General features: G+C 55.4%; 8 protein-coding genes. 2 read left to right on the forward strand and 6 right to left on the reverse strand.

Annotation, left to right across the window (positions count from 1 at the left end; all coding sequences use genetic code 11):
* Positions 1-278 precede the first annotated feature (278 nt).
* The 6 genes from LXM96_RS20125 to LXM96_RS20150 form a co-directional block, all read right to left on the reverse strand.
* Positions 279-2,804, reverse strand: a complete 2,526-nt coding sequence (locus LXM96_RS20125) for a two-component system VirA-like sensor kinase (RefSeq protein WP_240000350.1) — start codon at positions 2,802-2,804, stop codon at positions 279-281.
* Positions 2,761-3,672 (reverse strand): cytochrome-c peroxidase, encoded by a 912-nt coding sequence (locus LXM96_RS20130; protein ID WP_240000358.1) that lies wholly within the window; start codon positions 3,670-3,672, stop codon positions 2,761-2,763. The genes LXM96_RS20125 and LXM96_RS20130 overlap by 44 nt, the downstream gene beginning before the upstream one ends.
* 98 nt (positions 3,673-3,770) lie before the next feature.
* Positions 3,771-4,499 (reverse strand): response regulator, encoded by a 729-nt coding sequence (locus tag LXM96_RS20135; RefSeq protein WP_240000351.1) that lies wholly within the window; start codon positions 4,497-4,499, stop codon positions 3,771-3,773.
* A gap of 1,236 nt (positions 4,500-5,735) precedes the next feature.
* Positions 5,736-7,052, reverse strand: coding sequence for an MFS transporter (locus LXM96_RS20140; protein WP_240000352.1), 1,317 nt, complete (start codon positions 7,050-7,052; stop codon positions 5,736-5,738).
* A gap of 233 nt (positions 7,053-7,285) precedes the next feature.
* The gene (locus LXM96_RS20145; RefSeq protein WP_262913777.1) at positions 7,286-7,999 is read right to left on the reverse strand and encodes a winged helix-turn-helix domain-containing protein; all 714 of its coding nucleotides are present in this window, start codon (positions 7,997-7,999) and stop codon (positions 7,286-7,288) included.
* A gap of 367 nt (positions 8,000-8,366) precedes the next feature.
* Entirely contained in the window at positions 8,367-9,410 is a 1,044-nt protein-coding gene (locus tag LXM96_RS20150) for an ABC transporter substrate-binding protein (RefSeq protein ID WP_240000353.1), read from the reverse strand.
* Between the two features lie 721 nt (positions 9,411-10,131).
* Between LXM96_RS20150 and LXM96_RS20155 the strand changes: the two genes are divergently transcribed.
* Both LXM96_RS20155 and LXM96_RS20160 read left to right on the forward strand, forming a co-directional pair.
* On the forward strand, positions 10,132-10,389 hold the full coding sequence (locus tag LXM96_RS20155) for a hypothetical protein (protein ID WP_240000354.1): 258 nt from the start codon (positions 10,132-10,134) through the stop codon (positions 10,387-10,389).
* Between the two features lie 75 nt (positions 10,390-10,464).
* Positions 10,465-11,328 carry an EAL domain-containing protein gene (locus tag LXM96_RS20160; protein ID WP_240000355.1) on the forward strand — a complete coding sequence of 288 codons (864 nt, stop codon included), beginning with the start codon at positions 10,465-10,467 and terminating at the stop codon, positions 11,326-11,328.
* Positions 11,329-11,812: the final 484 nt, after the last annotated feature.

The following is an 11,812-nucleotide window of genomic DNA, read 5'->3' on the forward strand; positions in this document are numbered from 1 at the left end:
CCACGGTAGAACAGCGCCCTCGAAGGCAGCGAAGCTCTCAGGCGTCGATCGGTCTACGGCCACACCTACATGACGAGCGCCCCCGGGAGTAATTTGCCCTCGCGCCGGAAAACCGATCCTCGTCACGCTCTGTTGGTGCCTGTGACACCAGTAGCGGCGCTTATCACTGCGCCTGCGTCAGAGAGCGTGGCGGACTGTTGACCTGGATCCTGCTAAGCGCTCTCCTGCGCCAACTCGCGGCGTTTCGCTCTCTGCCCTTTACGTACCTGGGCCACGTCTCAAGAAGAGGGGTGAATAATATCAGAAATAGCGTATGCGAGGGCTTGTGAGCTGAAGGGCTTCTTCAATAGTGAATAAAACTCCCTTGGATCGACACCTCTGTCATCCTCTACGAGTAGAAGATACCGGGCGGCAGGCAGCGTAGACCTCAGGCTGCCTAAGATGCCTTCAGGAGTAACAGAACTTGCATCAATGATGAGGAGGTCTGGTGGAGCTCCGTTATGTTTGATTGCATCCTCCAAGCCGGAAAGGTCCGAATAACCGAGGGCCTCATAGCCAAGTGCCGCCACCTTCTCTTCGTACATTTCGAGCAGTGACCTGTCCTTCTCCAGTATCATGATCCGCTCGCCGTTGCCCGTGGGCACAGCGCGGTCATCGTAGAAGCTTCTTATCGGAAGGGGTGGCAGGGAGCTTGCTGGAAAATAGAGATCAAAGCGCGTGCCCGAACTGGCGGAGCTTTCCACGTGGATACTTCCGCCGAAAGCGGAAACGCTTCCGTGGACCGCAGAAAGGCCAAGTCCAGTGCCGCCGGACATCGACCGCGTAGTGTAGAATGGTTCGAAGATGTGGGGAAGTACGTGGTCTGGAATGCCTTGCCCACGATCCTGCACCGACAAACAAACATAAGTTCCGGGCGAGATTTCCCCATGCGAAAGAACGCGTCTCCTGCGTTCTATGACGTGTTTCACCTCCACCGTGACTTCTTGACCTCGTGAAGACGCTTCCATCGCGTTCTTACAAAGGTTCATGACGATCTGATGCACCTCCACTGGGTTCCCTTCAATGACGGCAGGCTCCTCACACAGATGAGCGGTCAGAGTAACGGTGTTCCTAAGAGTGACCTGGAGGAGCGGCATGATATCGGCCACCGCCTCCGAGACGTTGAACGGCTTCATTGCGCGTTCTCTTTTACGGCTGAACGTAAGGATCTGGTCGACTATATGTTTCGCTCTTTCGCCGCTCGTTAGGATCTCCTGCACGTAATGCCGCGTCATCGACGGTTTACGGAGCAATTGCAGCGCCATCTCACCATAGCCGAGGATCGCCCCTAAAACGTTGTTGAATTCGTGGGCTATACCACCTGCGAGCGTACCAACCGCCTCCAGTCGCTGGGAATGCTCAAGGCGATGTTCAAGCGCGTCGCGCTCCTGTTGACGCCGGTCTGTTTCAACAAACTCCATCAGGATTTGCAGGCTCGCCTTAACCAGCGCGATCTCGTCTGCCCCAAGCTTCGGCCGAGGGATATCAAATAGCAGAAGTAGCGTCGCGACATGCCCATCCGGCAACTGCGAGCCCAGGATAAAGCCAGAAATGATCGAGTTTCTGGTAAAGGTGAGTTCGTCCGGCCTAAGGAGATCCAGATACATCGCATGGTCTGTAGCGCCAGACGCACGCAAATGATCATGGCTTTGTAGAAAGGTGGCAAACTGCAGAGACAGCTCTCGACTGCCTGCCTCTCCCTCTTCATTCAGCCTATAGAAATTTCGGATCTCTTTGGCATCTATGTCGACAATAGCGAACCCACAGGTATCAGCGCGAAAAAAGCAGTTGAGTACATTCAAAGCTCGCTCCATGAAATCCGGAAAGTCATGCGGCGCGGCGTTGAACATATCAGCCTTGATATTTGCAATCACCTGCTCGAAATGCAGCAGTCTTTTTAGCCGCTCCGTCTGATTGCGGAGCCGGTAAACGAGCACGAAGACATAGATGCAGAGGCTTATAGCAGTTGCCCCCAGGAGCACACGGCTTGCTGCCGCGCTTGAGTTCGCTTGTGCTGCTTCCTCAAGGTATCCCGACTGAAGTGCCCCCGCCCGTGCCGGAGTGGGCGAGGCTTGAAGCATAGCGACCTTAGCGTCCACGGTCGGTAGTATGGAGAGGATCATGTTGGCATGCGCGGTAAGGGTCTGCACCTCCTTGGCTGCGGGGGAAACAACCGTGGATCTCTGCAACTGGTTAAGGCGCATGTTGATCGCCTCCTTCAGATCCGGATCCGGAGCGGTGGAAAACCCAAGCATCAAGTTCCCCAAATCTCCTGCCTCCACTAAAGCCAGTTTCACGGTTGGGCTGCGAGATTGGTGAAGCCCCGTGAGTGTTTGCCCGAATACCGAAATCGAGTTCTGGAGCAGAGCGTTTCGTGTCTTGAACTTTTCGACAAGCGACTCATCGGCCTCAATTCCCGCGTGGAGATCATGCAGGAGTTGCTCAAGTTTTTCGCTCGATTCGAAATTCGATCCAGTAAGTAAATCAGCAAGCGTAGCGACGGTGTTTCGTAACGCAACAACCGAATCCACAAGAGGATCGTAAGACATCAGCAAACCTGCCCGTGCACGCAGCACATCCCGCTGCAGTGAAGCATGATTCACGTCGATGGCGCGAAGCGTCATCATCACCGCTTCATGAGTTGGCCGTCCTGCATCTCGGCCCGCTGCAATGACTGCTAAGGAAATTGCTGCAAGTGTGGCAACTGCAATTAGCCAGGCTTCAACGCCGATCTTTGTGGACCGAGGTTTCAAGCCTCTTGCCATTGTAGTCTCCGGTCAGACTTTTGAGGAAGGACACGATTGCGTCTATCTCATCTGTTGCAAGTTCTCGTCCAAGTTGGCTAATTGCCATGATTGACACCGCGTCATCCAGAGTTTCGGCCCTGCCATCGTGAAAGTATGGAGCCGTAACCTCCACATTCCTGAGACTGGGCACGCGAAATGTCTCTTGATCCTGTTCCACTGCGCTCAGAGGCCACTGAGGGGGCTGCGCGGCGGGGAGGTCGACAGTCGCTGGATTTGCGAATAGCCCGAAAATCTGAAACATGTTGCCGCCAACGTTTGAGCCCTGATGGCACGAGACACAGCCATACTCCTTAAAAAGTTTGTATCCATACCGCTGCCTTGGCGTGATCGCGTCATGCTCACCCTGCAGGAAGCGGTCAAAGGGCGCATTTGGCGTGACCAGCGACCGCTGGAAGGCGACAAGCGCGTCCAGAACAGCCTCCCGATGTGGCTGGCTGCCGTACACCGATATGAACTGCATTCGGTAGTACGGTGTAGCGCTCAGTCGCGGTATTAGCGTCTCCCAATCGTTTGCCATAAGGTTGGCGTCAAGAAGGACATTCTCGTTCTGAACTTCTAAGGAGGTATGTTTGCCCCGCCAGCCAAGTCTGTAATTGTTGCCTACGTTGAAGATCGTCGGCGCGTTGAAGGCATGCATCCGCCCTTCATAGCCGATCGTCCGTTTAACACGGACCGTTCCGCCAGTCGCAAGGTCATGGCAGGAGCTGCAAGCAAGGGTTTGTCGCCTGGAAAGGATTGGATCATGAAACAGATGGCCCCCAAGTAGAACCTTGGCTTCGCTGAGCACGGGTGCGGCCGGCAGTGGCGATAGCGGCTCGCGCCTCATATCGATTGCGGCTTCGCGCTCCTCCGCCGCCTGCGGCAGTGATGACGCAAGTAGAACTAGCGACGCTACCGCGGGGAGGGCTAACCCTCTTAGGCCTTTCAACTCGGGACGCTCACAGGTCGGTCGACCGAAACATCTGCATCGAAGATGTAGCCTGCACCACGCTCCGTCTTGATCAGGTCGGGCCGCGCAGGGTTTTCGTTTAGCTTTCGGCGAAGCCTGAGGATTAACACATCAATGCTCCGGTCAAAAACCTCATCACTGTGAACTCTGCTGGAAGACAGCAGATGCTCGCGCGTCAGAACGTGTCTCGGTGAACCGAGAAATGCCCGAAGTAGATTGAACTCACCCGCGGTAAGCTTCACTTTATGATTGTCAGCTCCTTGGAGCTGGCGAGTTTTAACATCGAGCGCCCAATTTCCGAAGTAGTAGGCCTTTGGGTCTTTCGCCCCCTTAGGCCTTGCTAGCTCCCTGCGGAGAGAGGATCGAACGCGGGCAAGCAACTCACGGACACCGAACGGTTTGGTGATGTAGTCAACGGCACCAAGTTCCAACCCAACAACCTTATCCGCCTCATCCAGCCTGTCGCCACTGATAATGACGACCGGGGCATCCGACGAGGTAGTCACCTTTCTTACTACCTCCAAACCATCCTCGTGCCCCAGATTAAGATCCACGATCACTAGGTCAGGGGGGTCATTTGTCATGATTCGCAACAGGTGCTCGCTGTCTTTGATTCCGGTTACCCGAAAAGCATGTTGAGACAAATAATCTTTCAGCAAAGATCGTATGGCTGCGTCGTCATCAATCAAAAGAACGTGTTTCACGGCTGGTCTTTGCCTTCCAGATACAACATCACTCGTCGTGTTTCCTAGCCGCGAGCCATTGCGATGCCTGCGATGCTCAACGGCTATTTCCGGGTTGTTATGGGCGTTTGTTTCGCTGCAGTTTCGAGACCTAACTATTTGATGACATATGCAAGAGGGGGTGGTGGCCCCTAGCCTTGCGGGAAGCGCTTTGGGCAGTTCTCTCGTACGGCGGGGTCGCTCACAGTGAGACATGGGCTTGGCTCCTTTAGGACGGAAGCCTGATGCTAGGAGTGTTTGCAGGAGCAGCCTGAGCCGCCACAGGCCCCAGAACGGCGAACGCGAGAGCTGTGGCGCCTGCCAAGAGAGAGTGATGGATTGAATTCCATGGGTGTATCCTCGCCTCGAGAGATTGAAGTCTTGATCGCCCGCACTTTCTCCCAGCCGGGCAACGGGAGGGGGACCGTTGCCCGGCGGCGGGAGGGCCGTGCTGCTTTCGTGGGAGGGGACTGAAAGCCTCGGCCGGTACAAGCACTTTGGCAAATGCAGGTTTGACAGGCCATTGAACGTGAGTTTCAATGATCCATCCCTTGGTATTACTTGCATATACGTGCACCTTGCCAGACGATCAGATGCTGACCGAACGAATGAGATAGGCGGAAACCGCGTCCACCACGTGGCCTCAATCACATAGAAGCTGATGCTTAATTTCGGATCTTCATCGCTAAAGGGCCGGTGTCCAATCGTTGGTTTGCTGGCGAGGAAGGCCAGGACGGACGGTAGTCGGCTGATTTAATGCCTCAATAGTGGCATGAAAGGCTGGGAATGCTTTGTCCCCAAGAGCAGAAATGTGCTCATAGTCAGGCGGGTGATCGATGGCTTCTCCTAACATGGGAAAATTGCGGGGCCGCTCATAGGGGCTCGGTCAGGTGAAATAAGTCCAAGGCGTTGTCAGGCGCCGTGCAAAGCTGGTCCGGTAGGGACCGATAGAACTGGGCCCCCTCCAAAAAGGTGAGGGACTGATGAAGCGCTCAAATCATGGCACATTCTCCGCCGCTCGATACCGCTGCCGTTTGAAGGCGAAAGGGTCTAGTTTCACGCGTTTGCCCCCCGGCCCACTTCCCGGTGTCATTTGACACCCGTCGCCGTTGCTGTAGCGCAAGAGCCTGACGAACAAGCAGGCAGCCCCGTTTTTCCGGGCTGCAGAAATGCTGATGGAATCGCTTGGACATCGCCCGTTGCCGGCAGCCATGCACTTTAGTGGAGCGGCTCGGCATGAGGCTGCAGGATCTGCGGATGGCGAGAGACGTAGCAACCGATAGAACAGGCAAGAAACGCAATGAACAGCAGGTAATAGGCAGGTGCCATTCTATCCAGCTTCACCAGCCATGCAATGAGCCCCGGTGTCAGGCCTCCAAAGAACGCATAGGCAATGTTATAAGAAAACGACACGCCGGTCATCCTTACCCGGGGCGGGAAAGACAGGACCATGATATAAGGCGCGGCCGCGATAAGGCCGGCGGCAAATCCCATCCAAGCGTAAAGCGGATACAAAAGCGGTAGCGACCAACCTGCCACCGAGTAGAAGGTATAGCTCGCGAAAGCGAAATGAATACTGCCTCCGATAAGGCATGGCCCGATCCCGAAGCGGTCAATCATGGCGCCATAGACCAATGTTCCGAACATGAAAGCGAGGGTTCCGACACTGCTGGCCCACAATGCATGTTGGGCTGATATTCCGTAGGAGGTCTGCAAGAGCGATGCCGTCATCAGTCCCGTGACTAGGATCCCGGCTGATATCATCCATGTGTTCAGCATGCACAGAGCGACGGCATGACGATGTTCGCAGAGAACGGATTTTAACGGAGAGGCCGGGATGAGCACGTGACGGCGCCGGTGAACCGTAAAGCCTGGCGACTCCTTCAACCGCCATCGAATGAAGATGGCCGGAACGCCAAGCAGCGCACCCAGAGCGAACGGTATTCGCCAGGCAAAGGCTTCCACGTGTGCGTCTGAGAATGCGCATGTCACGAAAGCGACGATAGCGGAAGCCATCAAGATCCCGCCTGACAGACCAGTGGCGATGAGGCCGCAGCCAAGCCCCATGCGTTGTGGCGACGATTGTTCCGCCACCAGAGTCCATGCCCCTGGCACCTCCGCCCCAATACCAATGCCCTGAACTATCCTCAGCAGGATCAGCAGCAGTGGCGCTGCAATCCCGATCGTGGAATAGGTAGGCAGAACGGCAATTCCGAGGGTTGCGGCTGAAACGAGCAGGATCGAAAAGGCAAAGATATATTTGCGGCCAAACAAGTCACCGTAGTGTGCCAGAACTATCCCCCCGAGCGGTCGAAAGAGATAACCTGCCGCGAATACGCCAAAGCTCTGCACCGTGGCGAGCCACGAGGCTACACTGACAGGAAAAAAGAGCTTGCCAATCACTGGCGCAAGAAATGCGAAGACGACGAAATCATAAAAGACCAACGCGCCCCCTATGGAGACAAGACCAATGATGCGGAAATTGCTGGTCCTCCGCGGGAATGGGTCCTCACCGTCGAGATTACCGTCTCCCATTGAAGCCTTCCTCTGAAGGGCCCCCATTGCAATCTCCCAACCACCCATACCCAAATGGAGCATCACGTCTTAAGATGTCGCGCTAATTTCAGTCGCAGCCCCTGGCGTTACGAATGAAATCGATCGAATCCCAAAGGTCCCGGCGAAGTCAGGTAGCAGGTACAGTCCCGAGGCGAGGGAGTTGTTGCACCTGTGGGTACTCAGCCTGTCGCCGATGGTCTGCAACAGCCATCCTACGCTCGGTCAGTCAAGGTGACGTCTGCGTCGAAGACGTAGCCCGCCCCTCTCTCTGTTTTGATCAAGTGAGGGCGAGACGGATCAGCCTCCAGCTTGCGGCGGAGCCTGAGGATTAGGACATCGATGCTGCGGTCGAAGACCTCTTCGTCATGTACGCGGCTTGCCGCCAGCAGTTGCTCGCGCGACAGCACCTGGCGGGGGGAGCGCAGGAAGGCCGTCAACAGGTTGAACTCGCCCGCGGTCAACTTGACTTCAGTAGTGCCTGAGAGGACGAGCTTCCTCAGTTTCATGTTCAGGACCCAGTCGCCAAACGAGTAGATCCGTCGCTCCCTTTTGCTGGAGATAGCCTGTCGTGGCCGCAATGATGCTCGAACACGCGCCAAAAACTCTCGAGTTCCGAAGGGCTTGGTTATGTAATCGACCGCGCCAAGCTCAAGACCGACAACCTTGTCCGCCTCTTCTATTCGGTCCCCACTGATAATAATGGCCGGAGCATCAGAGTTCGTTGACAACCTTCGGATGATTTCCAACCCATCTTCATGGCCAAGATTAAGGTCGACGATTACCAGATCTACAGGGTCGGATCCTAGGATCCTAGGGAGATGCCCGCTGTCACCAATCCCGGTAACGCGGAAGGCATGTTGTGACAAGTAGTCGGTAAGCAAACTGCGCATGCTTGCATCATCATCGATTAGAAGAATGTGCTTCAAATCAAGCTCCTTACTGGTCACACGCATCAGCCTATCGCCACCTGCAGGCGCTGCGTCCTCGTTGGGGAGCGTGCCGAAATTCAGCGCCACAGACTTGCGGATCGCCGGTTCTTCGCGGCAGGTATGTCTTGGACATTTCAGCTACGTTGAATTGAATACATCCGTAACAGACCTGAGCAGCCACGACCCGCCTGAGACGGAACTCGAAATCGTTCTTGCGCGTTCGAAACCTCGTCGGAGTCGCACAGTACACGGCGGCCCTTTTTGCTACGTCCGCGTCGGGTGTGCGGAAAACCTATCATTTAGATGCCGACACGCCGCTCACCTTCAGTGGGTCGCGACCGGCAGTGAATTAACAGGTGTGTGGTTAATCGCACGACGGTGTCCGCGATCCAGGCACCTGAAGGACTTCGTCAAGCTGCGCTTGTGTAAGATCAACATGGTAGAACAGGCTGTAAAAGCTCCGGGCCTCGCTCGCGAGTTCGACCCGAAACACGTTGGGATACAGAAGGCATTTCAGCCAGACGAGACCCAGGAGCCTGTTGACGCTTGGTGGCGATTCGATCCATCCGAAAGGACCTGCAGGCACCCGATAAACTCTCCCGTTTTTCACCGCATCGAGTTTAGCCCACTTCTCATCATGTTGGAGTTGGTAGGCAAATATCGGTGACCCGGCGAGGATAATCGAAGGGTTCCATTCTCGGACTTGGTCCGGCGTTACCTGCAAAAGCCCCTCTGTTTCTTCTACCGGGGCGACGTTGTTGGCGCCCGCCAGGTCAAGGAGTTCTCCGTTGAGGGAGGCACTGGGGGGCGTTTGGAGGCCATCGGGTCCTCGCCCATAGTACACCGCCAGTCGCGATGCCCCCCCCATGGCAGCCAGACCATCCCTAAAGTCAGCGAAGCGGCTATCGGCGTATCGAGCCAATTCTTCGGCGCGAGGAGAGACGTTCAAGATTGCCCCCAGCTGACGTAAGCTATAAGATGTCCTTCGGAGGCTTCCGTCGATCAAGATGTAAGGAATGCCAGTGCGCTCCTGCACCTCGTTTGCACGGGAAATATATGCGTTATTCACTGTGCCAACGTCGACAATCACGTCCGGACGTGTGGCTAAAAGCGCCCCTACATCCAGGTTGTCTTTTGCAACGGCCAGTTTGGGGCTAGCCGGCAGCGTTCGGGTCGAGGGAAGCAACATCTGCTTGTCTGACTCCGTCAGTTCGTGTGTCCAGCTGACAAGTTTCTCAGGTGACAGCACGTAGACCAGGACCGACGCTGGCGGACCCGCAGGCATAACTCGCGTGATAGTGTCCGGGATCTCCACGTCCCTTCCTCCATCATCAACAATCATGCGTGCATTCGCTTGAGCACAGGTCGCAAGGATCAATGAGCCCGCCAGTGCCACAAATTTCAACATTAGAAACTCCAGAAGATGGTATAACACTGCTGGCAGCAGGATAGCCTTCTGCGTTGCAGGCAGGTTAGCTGTGAGCGCGTTTGGTTGCAGATGTCACACGCGGCGACGTGGGTGGCCAATGGCTACAATATTCCAGAACAAGGCTACCGAGGCCTGCACCTTAACAACGCAACAAGTCCACAGATGCCGCAAATTTCGGTGAGGCCCAGGTAGGGGACTTGACAGCTGTTTGCTTTCGACCCTCTCGCGTGCCCCGACCATCAGTTACCTGTGTAACAGTAAGTCGAGGAACTGACACATCCGTGATGCATCAGCACTCAACTATCCCTCGTAACCCGCGTGAACTGCGCTTGGGAATTCAGCCGGTTCTCGGCTTCAGTGCGTAAACTCGTGGCTGCTTTAGCAGCACATCACGACGCTACTATGGGCGACTTCGTCCTGCTGAGTAAACCGTGCCGAGGTGTAAATAAATCGGGATGACGTAGAGGAATGCGAACGATGCTGTCAGCGTGCATATATCAACTAACAGAGGTCAGGGTATCGCAGATAGATCCCATAGCGAGCCAATACTGGACGCTAGTTAGAAACGGCCGTTCTCTCACAACAATCAGTCGGGATCGGATATCGATAAAGGTGCGCGGTGACTATAAATAGCACAATATTTGTACACATTGACCCTCATGTCGTTCGTGGACAAATCCAAGGTCTCTTACAGAGGCCTTTGACGGGTAGCCTGCACTTCGGCGACCTGCTTGACCCGGACAATTTGAACGAAGACCAATCCAGCACCGCGCAGCTGTACATGGTAAAAATGGTGATTGCGCTGAACTTGTATCGGACTCTGCAGGGCTACCAGTGGAAGAACGTCGTCCGTGTTGTTGATGGCGATGTTTGCGGAGCGGAGGTTGAATTCGTCTCTCAAGATGAAGCCCTGAGGTTTGACGTCAATTATCGGTCATATCCCGAGCGGGCCTCGTGATGTCTATCCAGAACGCGCCACCTCCCACCCTGCCGGCTTGGGAGGTGAGCAGTCCGGGAGGCCACGAGCTGAACAATGGCACGCCTTTGGCATGTGGATGGGATGCTCGGGTTTGAAAGTCTCAACTCCCAGCGGGAGGAGGAAAGCATGAATACGTCAATGCTTCATGATATTGCGATCGACAAGCAGCTGGTTTCGCTTGCCTACCAACCAATTCAGTGGATCCCTTCGGGGGCAGTAGATACCGTTGAGGCTTTGTTGCGGCTACGTATGTTGGACGGGCGGCACATGGCGCCCGAGCTTTTCATCGCAGCCGCCGAACGGAGCGGGCAAATTCTTGAGCTCGGGCTTTGGGCCATCAGGACAGTTTGTTTGCAGCTCCTTACGACTGATAGAGTGAGTGTGGCTAGCGTAAACGTGTCGCCCGTCCAGCTGAACACGCCAGGCTTTGCAGCATCCGTGGAGGCTATCCTCGTCGAAACGGGAGTGAGCGGCGCGCGCCTTGCTTTCGAGATCACCGAAGGACAAAAGCTGGAGGTCCAGCCGGTCGCACTGCAGTGCATTGCAGAGCTACGAAGGCTAGGGGTGGCCATCTGGCTGGACGATTTCGGTACAGGATATGCCGGCCTATCCTTGCTACGGCAAATCAATTTTGACGTGGTGAAGATTGACCGATCGTTTCTACACGCGAGTGCATCACAGCAAGGTTTCGTCATGCTCAGGAACATCGTAAAGCTCGTCAATGACCATGGACCGGAAGTCCTGCTTGAGGGGATTGAATGTTCTGAGCATTTGAAGCTGGCCAAGAAGCTTGATGTTCGTATGGGGCAGGGGTTCTATATTGGAGTGCCGAGCGTGCCTGACTTTGCTGACCGGCTCCACGTCGGCACCATTGATTCCCAAGATGAATATTGGACCCCTCAAGCCAAGCTCAGCTGAAGAAGTACGGACTCGCTGAAGATGCTTTCGGTTTCTAGTATCTTGTTACTAACAGCTGTCTCTTGAAGCGTCTGATCTTGCAGAAGCTGGTTAGGCGATCAACTAATATAGCGGCGATCTCGTCGGGTCTGGATAGGGGCCGATGCTAGCCGACACTGGGAAGAGAACACGAACGACAGCTAAAGCCGGGCCGGTTCTCGGATCAAGCGCCCGGTCAGCTTACGGTGGAACTTCACAGCCATGGCTCCGTGGGGGGTGATCTGCAACCCTGCACACGAGCTCCAATGTTTAAATGACGGCCCTCCTCAATGGCTTCGCAGCAATCGGCGGTTGATCATTCGCTTGGGAGCGTCGGATTAGCGGCCGACGTTATTCCCCTGGTTGTCACCCTTCTCCTGGTGGAACCCCTTCGAAGGGTCGGCGGAGACCGTGGAGGCGGAGCTCATGGCGGCTGTTGCGACGAGCGTTGCGATGATGATAGTCT

It is taken from the genome of Rhizobium halophilum (genome assembly GCF_021648825.1).
Lineage (GTDB): Bacteria > Pseudomonadota > Alphaproteobacteria > Rhizobiales > Rhizobiaceae > Neorhizobium > Neorhizobium halophilum.

Coding starts and splice junctions, on each gene's coding strand:
- LXM96_RS20125 (WP_240000350.1), bottom strand. CDS start 2,804: ATGGCAAGAGGCTTGAAACCTCGGTCCACAAAGATCGGCGTTGAAGCC.
- LXM96_RS20130 (WP_240000358.1), bottom strand. CDS start 3,672: ATGAGGCGCGAGCCGCTATCGCCACTGCCGGCCGCACCCGTGCTCAGC.
- LXM96_RS20140 (WP_240000352.1), bottom strand. CDS start 7,052: ATGGGAGACGGTAATCTCGACGGTGAGGACCCATTCCCGCGGAGGACC.
- LXM96_RS20150 (WP_240000353.1), bottom strand. CDS start 9,410: ATGTTGAAATTTGTGGCACTGGCGGGCTCATTGATCCTTGCGACCTGT.
- LXM96_RS20160 (WP_240000355.1), top strand. CDS start 10,465: ATGGCACGCCTTTGGCATGTGGATGGGATGCTCGGGTTTGAAAGTCTC.